This is a genomic window from Nocardia gamkensis NBRC 108242, from assembly GCF_001612985.1.
GTDB classification, from domain to species: domain Bacteria; phylum Actinomycetota; class Actinomycetes; order Mycobacteriales; family Mycobacteriaceae; genus Nocardia; species Nocardia gamkensis.
This window is the reverse complement of record NZ_BDBM01000015.1, coordinates 1-15,253: the sequence shown is the minus strand read 5'-3', so window position 1 is coordinate 15,253 and position 15,253 is coordinate 1. Positions and strand designations below refer to the sequence as shown.

General features: G+C 68.6%; 13 protein-coding genes, 1 tRNA gene and 1 pseudogene. 8 read left to right on the top strand and 7 right to left on the bottom strand.

Annotation, left to right across the window (positions count from 1 at the left end):
* Nucleotides 1-109: 109 nt before the first annotated feature.
* Nucleotides 110-1,180, bottom strand: a complete 1,071-nt coding sequence (locus tag NG1_RS14410; RefSeq protein ID WP_062971025.1) for an amidohydrolase family protein — start codon at nt 1,178-1,180, stop codon at nt 110-112.
* A 113-nt stretch (nt 1,181-1,293) separates the two neighbouring features.
* Between NG1_RS14410 and NG1_RS38815 the strand changes: the two genes are divergently transcribed.
* Complete coding sequence (locus NG1_RS38815) at nt 1,294-1,428, top strand: hypothetical protein (RefSeq protein ID WP_281218184.1); 135 nt, start codon at nt 1,294-1,296, stop codon at nt 1,426-1,428.
* 21 nt (nt 1,429-1,449) lie between these two features.
* On the opposite strand, the gene icmF is transcribed toward NG1_RS38815, so the two are convergent.
* Complete coding sequence (gene icmF, locus NG1_RS14405; protein WP_062971023.1) at nt 1,450-4,668, bottom strand: fused isobutyryl-CoA mutase/GTPase IcmF; 3,219 nt, start codon at nt 4,666-4,668, stop codon at nt 1,450-1,452.
* 278 nt (nt 4,669-4,946) lie between these two features.
* Between icmF and NG1_RS14400 the strand changes: the two genes are divergently transcribed.
* From NG1_RS14400 to NG1_RS14375, 6 genes are all read left to right on the top strand, one after another.
* The gene (locus NG1_RS14400) at nt 4,947-5,930 is read left to right on the top strand and encodes a DUF2157 domain-containing protein (RefSeq protein ID WP_062971021.1); all 984 of its coding nucleotides are present in this window, start codon (nt 4,947-4,949) and stop codon (nt 5,928-5,930) included.
* A 144-nt stretch (nt 5,931-6,074) separates the two neighbouring features.
* The gene (locus NG1_RS14395; RefSeq protein WP_062971020.1) at nt 6,075-7,574 is read left to right on the top strand and encodes a CoA-acylating methylmalonate-semialdehyde dehydrogenase; all 1,500 of its coding nucleotides are present in this window, start codon (nt 6,075-6,077) and stop codon (nt 7,572-7,574) included.
* A gap of 5 nt (nt 7,575-7,579) precedes the next feature.
* Nucleotides 7,580-8,719, top strand: coding sequence for an acyl-CoA dehydrogenase family protein (locus NG1_RS14390; protein ID WP_062971019.1), 1,140 nt, complete (start codon nt 7,580-7,582; stop codon nt 8,717-8,719).
* Nucleotides 8,716-9,795, top strand: a complete 1,080-nt coding sequence (locus NG1_RS14385) for an enoyl-CoA hydratase/isomerase family protein (RefSeq protein WP_062971018.1) — start codon at nt 8,716-8,718, stop codon at nt 9,793-9,795. Before NG1_RS14390 ends, NG1_RS14385 begins: the two co-directional genes overlap by 4 nt.
* Complete coding sequence (gene mmsB / locus NG1_RS14380) at nt 9,795-10,694, top strand: 3-hydroxyisobutyrate dehydrogenase (RefSeq protein ID WP_062971016.1); 900 nt, start codon at nt 9,795-9,797, stop codon at nt 10,692-10,694. The genes NG1_RS14385 and mmsB overlap by 1 nt, the downstream gene beginning before the upstream one ends.
* A complete protein-coding gene (locus NG1_RS14375; protein ID WP_051174905.1) occupies nt 10,691-11,518 on the top strand; it encodes an enoyl-CoA hydratase in 828 nt (275 codons plus the stop codon). Before mmsB ends, NG1_RS14375 begins: the two co-directional genes overlap by 4 nt.
* 49 nt (nt 11,519-11,567) lie before the next feature.
* Here NG1_RS14375 and NG1_RS14370 read toward each other — a convergent pair whose 3' ends face one another.
* Nucleotides 11,568-12,614, bottom strand: a complete 1,047-nt coding sequence (locus NG1_RS14370; protein WP_062971014.1) for an Hsp70 family protein — start codon at nt 12,612-12,614, stop codon at nt 11,568-11,570.
* Nucleotides 12,615-12,739: 125 nt separating this feature from the next.
* A complete protein-coding gene (locus NG1_RS14365; protein ID WP_040865121.1) occupies nt 12,740-13,291 on the bottom strand; it encodes a MarR family winged helix-turn-helix transcriptional regulator in 552 nt (183 codons plus the stop codon).
* Nucleotides 13,292-13,405: 114 nt separating this feature from the next.
* On the opposite strand from NG1_RS14365, the gene NG1_RS14360 reads away from it, so the two are divergent.
* Nucleotides 13,406-13,477, top strand: a tRNA-Cys gene (locus NG1_RS14360).
* 44 nt (nt 13,478-13,521) lie between these two features.
* On the opposite strand, the gene NG1_RS14355 is transcribed toward NG1_RS14360, so the two are convergent.
* The 3 genes and pseudogenes from NG1_RS14355 to NG1_RS37845 all read right to left on the bottom strand — a co-directional run.
* Nucleotides 13,522-14,676 carry a tyrosine-type recombinase/integrase gene (locus tag NG1_RS14355; protein WP_245659902.1) on the bottom strand — a complete coding sequence of 385 codons (1,155 nt, stop codon included), beginning with the start codon at nt 14,674-14,676 and terminating at the stop codon, nt 13,522-13,524.
* Nucleotides 14,677-14,735: 59 nt separating this feature from the next.
* Nucleotides 14,736-14,942, bottom strand: a complete 207-nt coding sequence (locus NG1_RS14350) for a helix-turn-helix transcriptional regulator (RefSeq protein ID WP_062971012.1) — start codon at nt 14,940-14,942, stop codon at nt 14,736-14,738.
* 13 nt (nt 14,943-14,955) lie between these two features.
* A pseudogene (locus NG1_RS37845) lies at nt 14,956-15,253 on the bottom strand (hypothetical protein); the annotation flags it as partial.

Here is a 15,253-nt window from a genome sequence, read left to right as displayed (position 1 = left end):
CAGGGCGCAGCCGTCGTGGGGGAGGCGGTCTCGGAATGAACCGGCGACTCGCTCGGCGCGGCGGAGGTGATCGACCGTCCCGTTCCCCGGTTACCGGAGCACGACCGGCTCAGTCCGCGATCCGGTAGACGCGTTGCGCGGTGGTCCGGAAGACCTGCTCCAATTCCGTCCTTCCGCCGCCGTGGCCGGTGACGGCGGTCGCGATCGCCTCGATGCTGTTGCCGATGCTGGTGACCGGCTTGTCCACGGGGAAGTTCGAGCCCCAGATGAGACGGTCCGCGCCGAAGACGTCCAGCGCGTGCTCGACCAGCGGGCCGATCCGGTCGAGCAGGTCCCCCACGGGCGTCGGCGTGCCGCGCGGCGGGATCGGGTGGCCCAGGATCGGCATCATCAACCCGCTCACCTTCGCCACCACGTTCGGGCGCGCGGCCAGTTCGGCGAGATCGTCGCGCCACCGCACCAGCAGCTGCCTGCGCAGCCCGGGATTGGTACCGGTGTGTTTGCCGACCGCGCCGAAGATCCCCGCGGGGGTGCCGAGGTGGTTCAGCACGATCGGCACCTCGGGATAGCGTTCGGCCAGCGCCGTGACGTCGGGAATGGCGTGCGAGTACACCCACGCTTCGAACGAGAGGCCGCGCTCGGCCAGCCGCGCGAAGCCGTCCAGGAATTCCTTGGTGGTGAGCTTGCCGGGCGCGTCGGTGAACGATCGCACGCCGGGATCGGGATGGTGGGCGACCATGGTGCGGACACCGCGCAGCAGCGGTGATGCCGCCGCGTGCGCGTCGAGCAGCTCCGCGAACGCCGGGTTGGCCGGGTCGCCGCCCGCGAGGATCGCGCCGAGCCGCGGGGCCGCCTCCAGTGGTAGCCCGGCCACCCAGGCGGTTTCCCCGGCCTTCCCCAGCGGTCCCCGCTGCGACCATTCGACTTCGATGTGCGCGATCACCTCGATGGGCGCGTTGCCCGCGTCGGCGCGGTAGTCGAACGGGAGGTAAGGCCGCAGGTAGGCGACCGGATCTCCGACGAACTCACGGTCACGCCGCGGTGCGAGGCGTTTGGCCGCGTCCACCGGGACCGGCAGCAGCCGGAACAGTTTCGCCAAGGCGCTGAAATCTCGCGGTGTGCTGAACGGATCCCACTGGTGGATGTGTGCGTCGATGATCCGAATACCCGAGAGCTCCATGTCTGCCATCCCAACCGCGCCGAAGGTTTGCTCGGCGATTGTCACATGCCCCGCGCGAGACGGGCCGGTGAATCAGGCGGGACACGTAAGCGGCCACGGCGGCGTCGCGTCTTGTGTATCTACCAGTCTCCGATCAGCCCGATCCCCACCTGCGCGAGAAGATCATGGCGCTGCACGAGGCGAAGCTGGCCCGGTACCCGGAGTGGGCCACACTGATGGACACCATCCCCGAGGTGCGGATCTTCTGACGGCTCAGCCGCGCGCGGGTCTCACACGTTGCGGCGGTACTGCCCGCCGACGGTGAAGAACGTGTCGGTGATCTGCTGCAACGTGCACACCCGGGCGGCCTCCATCAGCACCTCGAAAATATTGTCGTCGGTGCGGGCGACCGCTTCGAGCCGGGCGAGTGCGGCATGGGCGCTGTCCCGGTTGCGCTGCTGGAATTCACGCACCCGCCGCAGCTGCGACTGCTTCTCCGCTTCGGTGCCGCGCGCCAGCTCCAGCTCTCGGTGCGGCTCGTCGTGCGAGTTGCGGAAGGTGTTCACCCCGATGATCGGCAGCGAACCGTCGTGCTTGCGCTGTTCGTAGCGCATCGATTCGTCCTGGATCTTGCCGCGCTGGTAGCCGGTCTCCATCGCGCCGAGCACGCCGCCGCGTTCGCTGATCCGCTCGAACTCGGCCAGCACGGCCTCCTCGACCAGATCGGTGAGTTCATCGATCAGGAAGCTGCCCTGCAGCGGGTTCTCGTTCATCGCGACCCCCCACTCCCGGTTGATGATGAGCTGGATGGCCAGGGCGCGGCGCACCGATTCCTCGGTCGGGGTGGTGACCGCCTCGTCGTAGGCGTTGGTGTGCAGGCTGTTGCAGTTGTCGTAGATCGCGATCAGCGCCTGCAGCGTGGTGCGGATGTCGTTGAAGTTCATCTCCTGCGCGTGCAGCGACCGGCCGGAGGTCTGGATGTGGTACTTCAGCTTCTGCGACCGTTCGTTGGCGCCGTAGCGGTCCCGCATGGCGACGGCCCAGATGCGGCGGGCCACCCGGCCGATCACCGAATACTCAGGGTCCATCCCGTTGGAGAAGAAGAACGACAGGTTCGGCGCGAAGTCGTCGATGTGCATGCCGCGCGCGAGATACGCCTCCACATAGGTGAAACCGTTGGCCAGGGTGAAAGCCAGCTGGCTGATCGGGTTCGCGCCCGCCTCGGCGATGTGGTAGCCGGAGATCGACACCGAGTAGAAATTGCGCACGCTGTTGCGCACGAACCAGTCCTGGATGTCGGCCATCATGCGCAGGCTGAACTCGGTGGAGAAGATGCAGGTGTTCTGGCCCTGGTCCTCCTTGAGGATGTCGGCCTGCACCGTGCCGCGCACCGTGGCCAGGGTGCGGGCGCGCAGGTCGGCGGCCTCGGTGTCGGTCGGCGGGCGCCCCTGCTCCGCCGCGAAGCGGTCCAGCGCCTGATCGATCGCGGTGTTCAGGAAGTAGGCCAGGATGGTCGGGGCGGGGCCGTTGATCGTCATCGACACCGAGGTGGTCGGCGCGGTCAGATCGAAACCGTCGTAGAGCACCTTCATGTCGTCGAGCGAGGCGATCGACACGCCGGACGTGCCGACCTTGCCGTAGATGTCGGGGCGCTCGGCGGGATCGTGGCCGTAGAGCGTCACCGAATCGAAGGCCGTGGACAGCCTTTTCGCGTCGGAATGCTCGCTGAGCACTTTGAACCGGCGGTTGGTGCGGAACGGGTCGCCCTCGCCCGCGAACATGCGCGCCGGATCCTCGTTGTCCCGTTTGAACGGGAAAACCCCTGCGGTGAACGGGAACCGCCCGGGCAGGTGCTCGGCGCGCAGGAAGCGCAGCAGCTCGCCGTGATCGGTGAAACGAGGTAGGGCCACGCGCGAGATGGAGTTGCCGGACAGAGTCTCCCGGCGCAGCGGGGTGCGGATCTCCCGGTCGCGCACCCGGACCACTTGTTCCTCCCCGCGATAGGACTCGGCGAGGGCGGGCCACTCGGCCAGCAGTGCGGCGTTCGCGGGCGTCAGGTCGGCGCGGGCGCGTTCGGCCAGTTCGGCGACGGCCGTGTCCCCGGGCAGTTCGGCCGCCACCTGCTCGAGGCGTTGCAGCCGTTGCGCGGCGGCGACCTGCGCCGCGGTCTCGGCGTGGTAGCCGCGCACGGTCTCGGCGATCTCGGCCAGATAGCGCACGCGCGCGGGCGGGATGAGCTGGGCGAAGCGCGTGGACGCGCGGGTGTCCACCCGGGGCAGCGCGCCGGGCTCCAGCCGCAGGCCGTGGCCGGCCAGCAGGCCCGTCAGGTGCTGGTAGAGCGCGGTCACCCCGTCGTCGTTGAACGTCGCCGCGCTGGTGCCGAAGACCGGCATGTCCTCCGGCGCGGCATGGAACTCCTCGCGGTTGCGGATCAACTGCCTGGCCACGTCACGCAGCGCGTCCGCGGCGCCGCGGCGCTCGAACTTGTTGATCGCCACCACGTCCGCGTAGTCCAGCATGTCGATCTTCTCCAGCTGTGAGGCGGCGCCGAACTCGGGCGTCATCACGTACATCGACACGTCGACGTGGTCGGTCACCGCGGCGTCGCCCTGACCGATGCCGGGAGTTTCCAGGATGACCAGGTCGTAACCCGCTGCCTTGCAAGCGGTCACGATCAGATCGATATTGTCCGGCAGTTCGCGTCCACCCCGGGTGGCCAGCGAGCGGAAGAAGACGTGCTCGCCGTCGAGGGCGTTCATCCGGATGCGGTCGCCGAGCAGTGCGCCACCCCCGCGCCGCCGGGTGGGGTCCACCGCGAGAATCGCCACCCGCACCTTGTCCTGCTGATCCGAACGCAGCCTGCGCACCAATTCGTCGGTGAGCGAGGACTTTCCGGAGCCGCCCGTCCCGGTGATGCCGAGCACCGGAACGGTCCGCGCCGCCGCGGCCTCGGCCAGCTTCCGCCGGTCGGCCTCCGGCAGCGCATCCGCTTGCAGGCAGGTGATGGCGCGCGCCAAGGCCGCGCGCTCGCCGGAGAGCACCGCGTCCGGCACCGGCGGCTCGGTCGCGAGGTCGACGTCGCAGGCGCGGATCAACTGATTGATCATGCCGGGCAGGCCGAGTCGCTGTCCGTCCTCGGGAGAGAAGATGGTCACGCCGGACGCGGCCAGTCGCGCGATCTCCTCCGCCACGATCACGCCACCGCCGCCGCCGAAGATCCGCACGTGTTCGGCTCCGGCCTTCTTCAGGGCGTCGGCGAGGTATTCGAAGTACTCGACGTGGCCACCCTGGTAGGAGCTGACCGCGACGCCCTGGGCGTCCTCGGTGAGCACGGCGTCGACCACCTCGCTGACCGAGCGGTTGTGGCCGAGGTGGATCACCTCCGCGCCCTGACTCTGCAAAATGCGGCGCATGATGTTGATCGCCGCGTCGTGCCCGTCGAACAAGGCCGCCGAGGTGACGAAGCGAACGGGGTGGGTGGGCGCGTAGAGCGCGCTGCTGTCGGCCACGGGATTCCTCTCGGGATTCCATTGTCGCCCGATACTAGGACGTCAAACTAATCGTACGGTGACTGCGATCACATCGCCAGCGTCGCCGCCGGGCTGTCCGCGTCGCTGCCGCCGTGCCGGTTTCGGGTCGGCGGCCGGCGGATTTCGGTGGCGGTCGAGGTCGAAGGCGCGCACCCGGCCGGCGCCTTTCGCCGTGACGATCGGACGGCGGTGCCCGTGCGCGACCCCGCTCCGGCTGATTGTGTTGTCAGGGCGGCCGACTCGGACATACTGGGCCCATGGTGAGCGACGACAGGGCGGAAGCCGCGGTAGGGCGGCTGGTCGCAGAGCGTGTGCTGACCCGCGACCAGGCCGACGCGGTGCTCGCGGCGCTCGCCGTCGAGCGGGCGGCGGTGGTGGCGCGCGGGAAGGTGCTCGCCGAGATCGCCTCCTACGTCGGAGCGGGTTTGCTGTTCGGCGGAATCGCCCTGGTGGCGGCCTCGTCCTGGGACACGCTCGACCGGCCGGTACGGGTGGGCGTGCTCGCCGTCGTGTCGGCGGGTCTGCTGTTCGGGGGCGTTCTGCTCGCCGGGGTGCCGACCGGCCGCGCGAGCGCGAACAGTGCCCGCGCGCGGCTGGCGGCCGTGCTCTTCGCGCTCGGGTCCGTCGCGCTGGCCGGGTCCGTCGGCACCGCGCTCGAGAACGCGAGCACCGATGCCGCGTGGGTTTTCGCCTGCGCGGCGGGAGCGGTGATCGCCGTACTCGGTTACCTCGCGCTGCCGTCGGTGATCGGACTGCTGGTCTGCGCCTGCTTCGTGCCCGCGGCCGTCGCGGGGATCATCACCGAAGTGATCGGTCTCGACGACACCTGGGGCAGCGCGGCGGTACTGCTACTCGGTGGCGTGTGGTTCGCGCTGACCAGAATCGGTGCGCTCGCGGACCTCCGGATCGGATACCTGATCGCGATCGTCACGTCCGTCGCGGCCGCGCAGAGTCTCGACATCGATGGCCGGACCTGGGCCTACGGGATCACCGCGCTGATCGCCGTGGTCTGTTTCGCGTTGTACGCCACCCAGCGGTCGGCGGTGCTCGTCGTCGGGGGCGGTGTGGCCATCGCGGTGGCGGCGGGGGAGGCGGTCTCGGAATGGACCGGCGATTCGCTCGGCGCGGCGGCGGTGGTCGTAGCGCTCGGCGCGGTCACGCTCGGGTTGGGCGCGTTCCGGTTGGTGCGACCGCGGCGGGCGAAGGAAGCCGATCCGGCCGTTCCCGTGCCGAAGCCGTAAGCGGGGGCCGAACGAACCCTCACCTGGGGAAGGCGTGGGATGAATCACATCGGCCCTCCGGCATTGCCGATACTTGGACGTCCAACTATAGGATGACCGCATACCGCACCGCGGTGTCCCGATCACTACGAGAACAGGACTGGCATGGTTCGCGAACTCACCCATTTCATCGGCGGACAGCATGTGCCGGGCGCTTCCGGCAAGTTCGGCGACGTCTTCGACCCCAACCTCGGCCAGGTGCAGGCGCGGGTGCCGCTGGCGAGCAGATCCGAGGTGGAGGCGGTCATCGCCAACGCCGAGGCCGCGCAGCCGATATGGGCCGCGTTCAACCCGCAGAAGCGGGCGCGGGTTCTCATGAAGTTCCTCACCCTGGTGCAGGACGAGATGGATTCGCTGGCGGCGCTGCTGTCCTCCGAGCACGGCAAGACCATCGCCGACGCCAAGGGCGACATCCAGCGCGGCCTCGAGGTGATCGAGTTCGCCGTCGGTATCCCGCACCTGCTCAAGGGCGAATACACCGAGGGCGCGGGCACCGGCATCGACGTGTACTCGATGCGCCAGCCGCTCGGCGTCGTCGCGGGCATCACCCCGTTCAACTTCCCGGCCATGATCCCGCTGTGGAAGGCCGGTCCCGCGCTGGCCACCGGCAACGCGTTCGTGCTCAAGCCCTCCGAGCGCGACCCGTCGGTGCCGCTGCGGCTGGCCGAGCTGTTCCTCGAGGCCGGTCTGCCCCCCGGTGTGTTCAATGTGGTCAACGGTGACAAGGAAGCCGTCGACACGCTGCTGCACGATCCGCGCGTCAAGGCCGTCGGCTTCGTCGGCTCCACCCCCATCGCGCAGTACATCTACGAGACCGCGACCGCGAACGGCAAGCGCGCCCAGTGCTTCGGCGGCGCGAAGAACCACGCGATCGTCATGCCGGACGCCGATCTCGACGACGTCGCCGACCAGTTGATCGGCGCGGGCTACGGGTCGGCGGGCGAGCGTTGCATGGCCATTTCGGTGGCCGTCCCGGTCGGTGCGGAGACCGCCGACCGCCTGGTGGCCAAGCTGACCGAGCGGGTGCACAAGCTCAACGTCGGCCGTTCCGACGACCCGGGCGCCGATTACGGGCCGCTGGTCGGCCAGGACGGCGTGAACCGCGTGAACAACTATGTCCAGATCGGTGTCGACGAGGGCGCCGAGCTGGTGGTGGACGGACGCGGCCTGGTCGTGGAAGGCGCCGAGGACGGCTACTTCGTCGGCGCGACGCTGTTCGACAAGGTGACCCCGCAGATGCGGATCTACCGCGAGGAGATCTTCGGTCCGGTGCTCACCGTGGTCCGCGCCGAGGACTACGAGGAGGGCCTGCGGCTGGCCAACGAGCACGAATACGGCAACGGCGTGGCGATCTTCACCCGCGACGGCGACACCGCCCGCGACTTCGCCGCGCGCGTGCAGGTCGGCATGGTCGGCATCAACGTGCCGATCCCGGTGCCGATCGCGTACTACACCTTCGGCGGATGGAAGCGTTCCGGCTTCGGCGACCTGAACCAGCACGGCCCGGATTCGATCCGCTTCTACACCAAGACCAAGACGGTGACGCAGCGCTGGCCCGCCGGGCTCAAGGAGAGCAACGCGTTCGTCATCCCGACGATGGACTGACCCGGATGTTCATCCTCGACGACGACGAGAAGGCGATCCGCGACACCGCGCGCGGCTTCGCCGACGAATTCCTCGCCCCCAACGCGCTGGAGTGGGACGAGCAGAAGCATTTCCCGGTGGACGTGCTGCGCAAGGCGGGCCCGCTCGGTCTCGGCGGCATCTACGTGCGCGAGGACGTGGGCGGTTCGGGCCTGCGCAGGCTCGACGCCGTGCGCATCTTCGAGCAGCTGGCCACCGGCTGCCCGGCCATCGCCGCCTACATCTCCATCCACAACATGGCGACGTGGATGATCGACCGCTACGGCGACGACGAGCAACGCAATCGCTGGCTGCCCCGGCTGACGGCGATGGAACTGCTGGCCAGCTACGCGCTCACCGAGCCAGGGGTCGGCTCCGACGCGGCGGCGTTGAGCACCAAGGCCGTTCCCGAAGGTGACGACTACATCTTCAACGGCGCCAAGCAGTTCATCTCCGGCGCGGGCTCCACCGACGTCTACGTCGTCATGGCCCGGACCGGCGACGACGGTGCGCGCGGGATCTCGGCGTTCATCGTGCCCGCCGACACCCCCGGCATCTCTGTCGGTGCCAACGAGAAGAAGATGGGCTGGAACGCCCAACCGACCCGCCAGGTGATCTTCTCCGATGCCAGGGTCCCGGCGGCCAACCGGCTCGGCGCGGAGGGCGACGGCTTCCGCATCGCGATGAACGGCCTCAACGGCGGCAGGCTCAACATCGCCGCGTGCTCGGTGGGCGGAGCGCAGGCGGCGCTGGACAAGACGGTGCCGTATCTGGCCGAGCGGCAGGCGTTCGGCAAGCCGCTGCTGCGCAATCAGGCGCTGCAATTCGACCTCGCCGATATGCGCATCGAATTGGAGGCCGCCCGCACGCTGCTGTGGCGGGCCGCCGCTGCGCTGGACGCCGACGCGCCGGACAAGGTGGAGCTGTGCGCGATGGCGAAGCGTTTCGCCACCGACGCCGGCTTCGAGGTGGCCAACAAGGCCCTGCAACTGCACGGCGGCTACGGCTACCTCACCGAGTACGGCGTGGAGAAGATCGTCCGGGATCTGCGGGTGCACCAGATCCTCGAGGGGACCAACGAAATCATGCGGGTGGTCGTCGCCCGCGCACTGGTAGGAGCGGCATGAGCGGACAGACCACGAGTGAACCCGAGGTTCTTCTCGAACAGCGCGACGGGCTGGGCCTGATCACGCTGAACCGGCCCAAGGCCATCAACGCGCTGAATCACTCGATGGCCCTCGCCATCACCGACGCGCTGCGTACCTGGGCCGAGGACGACGCGGTGCGCACCGTGGTCGTCACCGGCGCGGGCGAGCGCGGCCTGTGCGCGGGCGGCGACATCGTCGCCATCCATGCCGACGCGAAAAGCGGTGCCACCAGCGCTGATTCGGCGACCGGACGGTTCTGGCGCGACGAGTACATCCTCAACGCGCTGATCGGCCGCTACCCGAAGCCGTATGTGGTGATCATGGACGGCATCGTGATGGGCGGCGGCGTCGGGCTCTCCGGGCACGGCAGCCACCGCATCGTCACCGAGCGGTCCAAGATCGGCATGCCCGAGGTGGGCATCGGCTTCGTCCCGGACGTCGGCGGCACCTATCTGCTGGCGCGCACCCCGGGTGAGATCGGCACGCACGTCGGGCTCACCACCGCGCGCATGAGCGCCGGCGACGCCATCGCCGCGAACTTCGCGGACTATTTCGTCGCCTCCGAGCATCTGCCCGCGCTGCTGGAGACGCTGCGCACGGAGAGCGCCGACATCGCGATCGCCAAGTTCGCCACGGACGCGCCGGAATCCGCGCTGGCCGCCGCGCAGGACTGGATCGATGACTGCTACGGAGCCGACTCCGTGGAGGAGATCGTCGCGCGGTTGCAGGCGCACGAGGCACCCGACGCGCAGGCGGCGGCTACCGAGATCCTGGCGAAATCTCCGGTCGCCCTGAAGGTCACGCTGCGTTCGCTGCGCGCGGCCCGCAGCGCGCCGAGCCTGGAGGCGGTGCTGAACGAGGAGTACCGGGTGTCCATCGCGTCGCTGTCGTCGCACGACCTGGTCGAAGGCATTCGCGCGCAGGTGATCGACAAGGACCGCAACCCCCGGTGGTCGCCCGCGACGCTCGAGGCGGTCACGGACGCGCAGGTGGACGCATACTTCGCCGAGCTGGGCGATCGAGAGCTGGGTCTGCCGACCCAGGAGGTGGCGTGATGAGCAAGCGAATCGGTTTCCTCGGCCTCGGCCACATGGGCGCGCCGATGGCGGCCAACCTGGTGCGCGCGGGCTATGAGGTGCTCGCCTTCGACCCGGTGCCCGCGGCGCGCGAACAGGCCGAGCGCGACGGCGCGATCGCGGTCGGCACAGCCACCGAGGCCGCCACGGCCGACACCGTGATCACCATGCTGCCCAACGGCAAACTCGTCCTCGACGTGTACGCCGAACTGCTCCCGGCCGCGGCACCGGGCACCTTGTTCATCGACTGCTCCACCATCGACGTGGCAGACGCCAAGACCGCGGCCGAACGTGCCATCGCCGCCGGGCACCGTGCGCTGGACGCCCCGGTTTCCGGCGGTGTCGCGGGCGCGGCGGCGGGCACGCTGACCTTCATGGTCGGCGGGGCCGCCGAGGACTTCGCCGACGCCCTTCCGGTGCTCGAGGTGATGGGCGGCAAGGTCGTGCACTGCGGCGGCTCCGGCGTCGGTCAGGCGGCGAAGATCTGCAACAACATGCTGCTGGGCGTGTCGATGATCGCGCTGTCGGAGTCGCTGGTGCTGGGCGAGAAGCTGGGCCTGAGCCATCAGTCGTTCTTCGACGTGGTCTCCACCGCCTCCGGCCAGAGCTGGGCGCTGACCAGCTACTGTCCGGTTCCGGGCCCGGTGCCGACCAGCCCGGCCAACAACGACTACCGACCGGGTTTCGCCACCGCCCTGATGGCGAAGGACCTCGGTCTGGCCGCGAACGCCCTGCGCGAGAACCACATCGACGGGCAACTCGGGTTGCTGGCCGCCGCGATCTACGACCGCTTCAACCAGACGGATGCCGGACGGGACTTCTCGGCTATCGTCACCGATATCCGTGACCGATCCGACCAAGAGGGTGCAGAAGGATGAACGCATCGCAGAGCGATTCCGTGGGCGGCGGCGGCCGGGCGACGGGTGGGGCCGACTTCGAGACGATTCTGCTGGAACGCAAGGGCCGGGTCGGCTGGATCACGCTGAACCGCCCGAAGGCGCTGAACGCGCTGAACGCGCAGGTCCTCGACGACGTCATCGCCGCGCTCGACGAACTCGAGCACGACGACGAGATCGGTGCCATCGTGATCACCGGCTCGGAGCGGGCTTTCGCGGCGGGCGCCGACATCAAGGAGATGCAGCCCAAGTCGTACATGGACATGTTCATGGACGACTACTTCGCCCGCTGGGACCGGCTGGCGCAGTTCCGCAAGCCCACCATCGCCGCGGTGGCGGGCTACGCGCTGGGCGGCGGCTGTGAGCTGGCCATGATCTGCGACGTCCTGCTCGCGGCCGACACCGCGAAGTTCGGGCAGCCGGAGATCAAGCTGGGCGTCATCCCCGGCATCGGCGGCTCGCAGCGCCTTACCCGCGCGATCGGCAAGGCCAAGGCCATGGATCTGGTGCTCACCGGCCGCAACATGGACGCCGAGGAGGCCGAGCGGGCGGGGCTGGTCTCGCGCATCGTGCCCGCGGCGGAGCTGCTCGACACCGCGGCCGAGGTCGCCGAGACCATCGCGTCGATGTCGCTGCCGGTCGCCATGATCGCCAAGGAAGCGGTGAACCGCTCGTTCGAGACGACGCTCGCCGAGGGCCTGCGCTTCGAACGCCGAGTGTTCCACTCGCTGTTCGCGATCGAGGATCAGAAGGAAGGCATGAGCGCCTTCGTCGAGAAGCGTCCGGCGAAGTTCACCAACCGCTGACGTCCGGCCCGCCCGGCCGAAACCCCCGGCCGGGCGGGTTCGTCACGAGTTATCCGAAGGGCCCCGATGTGGGCGCGACGATCTCCGCGGGCGTTGGCACCTTGGTGCCCTCCGGCGTGGGCGCGTCCTTCTCCGCGGCGAGCAGTCCGGCGATCGTGGCGCCCAGGGCGACGGTGACCGCGGCCGCCGCGATGAGTTTGCGCCGGTCGACGGCGACCGGGACGAGGGTGGCTCCGGCACGCAGCCGGGCCATCCGCACATCGCCGCCCCTTCGTTCGGCGGCGAGCAGCACGGCGCCGCGCGCGGAGACGAACTCGGGCTCGGGATCGTAGACGATCGGCAGGTCGACCAGTTCGGCCAGTTCGGCGCGAATGCTCGGGCTGCGCGTGCAGCCGCCGAGCAGCACCATCGCTTCCGGCCGCACACCGGTCTCGTCGATGATCTGCCGCACGAACGACACCGAGTGATGGATGCCGGCCGCGCACAATTCGGCCAGATCGCTGCGGGTGACGACGGCCCGGTCGCCGGTGCCGTCGTCGATGGCGGTGACCACCCGCGCCTCGCTCAGTTCCTCGCGGTGACGCCGGATGGTCGGCGTGTCGGTGAGTACGCCGTCGCGGGCCAGCCGCCAGCGCAGCAGCGCGTCGTAGCCGTCGCCACCGAGCACCGTGCTGCGCTTGCTGGACAGGATCGCGTCGGTGCGGCAATCGACATGCGTGATGGTCAGCCCCGAGCTGCCCAGGTCGTAGAGGATCACCGAGCCGCTGTCCGGCAGTTGCCCGGTGAAGCGCAGATAGCGCAGCTGGGCGAGGGGTTCGTCGACGATGGTCACGCCGCGACCGCGCACGCCCGCGCGGATGGCGTCGGCGTGCAGCGGACAGCGGCACGTCACCGCCGTGCCCGAGATCAGCTCGTCACGCCGGTCGGCGGCGCCGTTCATCCGGCGGATCGCCTCGAAGACCGATTCCTCGACACCGCCGCCCGCCCGGCGCGGCACTTCGCAGCGATCGATCGGGGGTAGGTGTGGCTGATCGGAGTGTGTCAGCATCGCATGGGCGCCGCCAGCGCCCGCCGATACCCCCAAGACCAGCACCATGATTTACATGGTGGACCTTTTCGCTTCCGCTGCCAAGACGGCATGCCCGGCAATTCGCCGGTTGGATGCCCGATCGTCACCCGGCGGTCGCTCGCACCAGGTATGCGACCGACCGGTACGTCGAATCAGTCTGTGGCCGTAGCCGACCAGCGCGCCGTCCCCTCGGCGGTGTCGAAGTCGCCCGCGGCATGTCGGAATTCGGCCAGCAGTTGCAGCAGAGTGTGCAATCGTTCCGGGGGGAGTCCGGGGAGTGCGAAAACCTTCGCGTTGAGTTCCTCGGTCGCCTTCGCCACCAATTCGCGTCCCGCGTCGGTGATTTCGATCAGGGTAGCGCGCCGGTCGCTGGGATGCGGTACGCGCTCGACGAGCTTCGCCGCTTCCAGCCGGTCCACGGTGTTGGTGACGCTGGTGGGGTGCACCTGCAAGCGCGCGCTGGCCTTCGCCATCGGCAGCGCACCGGTTTTGCTGAAATTGAGCAGCATGAGCAGCTCGTAGCGGGAGAAGGTCAAGCCGGTGGGTTTGAGCGCCTCGTCCACCCGCGCCATCACGATTTGCTGAGCCCGCACCAGTGACGTCACCGCGGCCATGCCGTCGGCGACATCTCCCCAGCCGTGGCCGACCCACTGGCGGTGGGCCTCCTCGATCGGGTCGTTCGGAAGCGGGCGTGGCCGAGACATGTACCGATCATTCCATGCCGCCAGGGGCGGACGGGGACATCCGACCAGGCTTCGGATCACCGTGAGCGCAATGGTAGGCCGGGCCTACCCGCCCGGGGCACTATCTAAGGCGAGGCGGGCGTGGCTGAGTGGTTTAGGCAACGGTCTGCAAAGCCGTTAACGCGGGTTCGATTCCCGCCGCTCGCTCAATGGTCAGGGGTGTTTTTGGGAGGTCGGTGCCAGATTTTGCGTCATGCGGTCCGCAATTCGTCCGCAGCAGCTCTGGCACCGGCCTCCATCCCTGCCGCGACGACGTCCAGGTCATCAGGGAACAGGTGACCGTACAAATCGAGCGTCAGCATCGCGGTCTTGTGGCCGAGCATCCGCTGAACGACCTTGATGTTCGCCCCGGCACTGATCGCCAGCGACGCCGCCGTATGACGCAATCCGTGCGGCACCAGACCACGAAGCCCGACCGAGTTCGCAGCCTCGTTGAACACCCGGCGAAACTCGTGGTATTCCAAGAGCCCGCCGTCCTTCTCGCTCGGGAACAGCTGCGCAGTCAATTCGCGGCCCTCCATGAGGGTTTCGAGATCCTTAGCCAGGGTTTCCGGGATCGGTACCGCCCGTGAATTGTGGTTCTTCGTGTCCGTGACGACGGTCCCTTTCCCAGCGACCGGAGTTGCTGAACGAGTTATGCGGAGCCGTCGATTGACCAGGTCCACATCCATCACCCGCAGCGCCGATGCCTCACCGATTCGGATGCCGGTGTAGGCGAGGGTGAACACCAGCGGCCGCAACCGACCGGCCGCCAGGCCCAGCCGCATGACCTCCAGGTGCGTGAGGTATCGCCGCTCACCCGCCAGCATCGACGGAAGCTCGACGTCGACGGCAGGATTACTCGCCAGCCGCTTGGACTTCACCGCGAACCGCAGTACCTGGCCGAGCACCTGATACGCCTGGATCACCCGTGACGCCGACAGACCCTGTCCCTTGAACCGGGCACTGCCCGACTCCGACAGGTTCACCACCCAGTCCTGTATGTCTTCGAAGTCGATATCCCGCAGCGGTACCGAGCCCCACTGCGGCAGCACGAGCGTATCCAGCAGAGAGCGGTAGCCCGCGACGGTCTTCGGCTTGCGGAACTTCTTCGTCGCGAACCACTTCTCCGCGACCACCGAAAACAGGACGCCGCTGCGGTCCGGGTCGACCCAGGTCCCAGTCACGACCTTGGTTGTCACGTCGCTGTCCAACCAGCGCTGGGCCTCGGCCTTGGTGTCAAACGATTGCGAGCGCTCTACGCCGTTCGGGTCGACATAGCGAGCCCGCCACCGCTTGCCCTTGCCGAACCGCTCGGCTGACTTCTCCTTCTTCTTGGACTTCGCGCCGGTCACCGGGTCGGTCACGACCACAGTCGGATACCAGCGATCCTCGATACCGGAGCGCGGGTTACGCCGAGTCGCCATCAGGCAGCCTCACCCGTGCCGGTCAGCCGTTCCTGTTCCGCGATCCAGGCCAGGACGACGGACTTGCGCCACACACGCCGCCGGGGCCCCAGCTTGAACGATTCCGGGCCGCGACCGACGTGCGCCCACCACCGCCATGTCGCTTCCGGGATACCGGTCAGCTCCTCGCACTGCTTCGCGCGGAGAAAGGTGTCGTTCTCGCTCATGGTCAGTACCTCCCTATGCCGCCACTTGGCTTGTAAACGAATCCTGTTGTACTGCAACGGTTATGCCCGATTCAGTGCCGTCGCCCGGTGGCCCTCCGGTCGTGGCGAGGCGAGCCATCGTGTACTGGGCGTGTTGGCTGATGCGGGCCGAGACCAGCGCCATGACCAAATGCGAGCGCGGAGGCGCGTCTCTATCGCCAGGACCGACCGGGGTAATGCGTAGGTGCGAGGTGTCGGGCGGGATGATGCCGATGGCGGCGAGTTCGTTGCGCACGAACTCCAAGCGTTCGGCTTTGTGGTCGGGGAGGGTC

What these genes read in the sequence shown, in the direction of transcription:
- mmsB (WP_062971016.1), top strand. Translation starts at nt 9,795, where the DNA reads ATGAGCAAGCGAATCGGTTTCCTCGGCCTCGGCCACATGGGCGCGCCG.
- NG1_RS14410 (WP_062971025.1), bottom strand. Translation starts at nt 1,180, where the DNA reads ATGGAGCTCTCGGGTATTCGGATCATCGACGCACACATCCACCAGTGG.
- NG1_RS14350 (WP_062971012.1), bottom strand. Translation starts at nt 14,942, where the DNA reads ATGAGCGAGAACGACACCTTTCTCCGCGCGAAGCAGTGCGAGGAGCTG.
- NG1_RS14385 (WP_062971018.1), top strand. Translation starts at nt 8,716, where the DNA reads ATGAGCGGACAGACCACGAGTGAACCCGAGGTTCTTCTCGAACAGCGC.
- NG1_RS14365 (WP_040865121.1), bottom strand. Translation starts at nt 13,291, where the DNA reads ATGTCTCGGCCACGCCCGCTTCCGAACGACCCGATCGAGGAGGCCCAC.
- NG1_RS14395 (WP_062971020.1), top strand. Translation starts at nt 6,075, where the DNA reads ATGGTTCGCGAACTCACCCATTTCATCGGCGGACAGCATGTGCCGGGC.
- NG1_RS14375 (WP_051174905.1), top strand. Translation starts at nt 10,691, where the DNA reads ATGAACGCATCGCAGAGCGATTCCGTGGGCGGCGGCGGCCGGGCGACG.
- NG1_RS14390 (WP_062971019.1), top strand. Translation starts at nt 7,580, where the DNA reads ATGTTCATCCTCGACGACGACGAGAAGGCGATCCGCGACACCGCGCGC.
- NG1_RS14370 (WP_062971014.1), bottom strand. Translation starts at nt 12,614, where the DNA reads ATGGTGCTGGTCTTGGGGGTATCGGCGGGCGCTGGCGGCGCCCATGCG.
- NG1_RS14400 (WP_062971021.1), top strand. Translation starts at nt 4,947, where the DNA reads ATGGTGAGCGACGACAGGGCGGAAGCCGCGGTAGGGCGGCTGGTCGCA.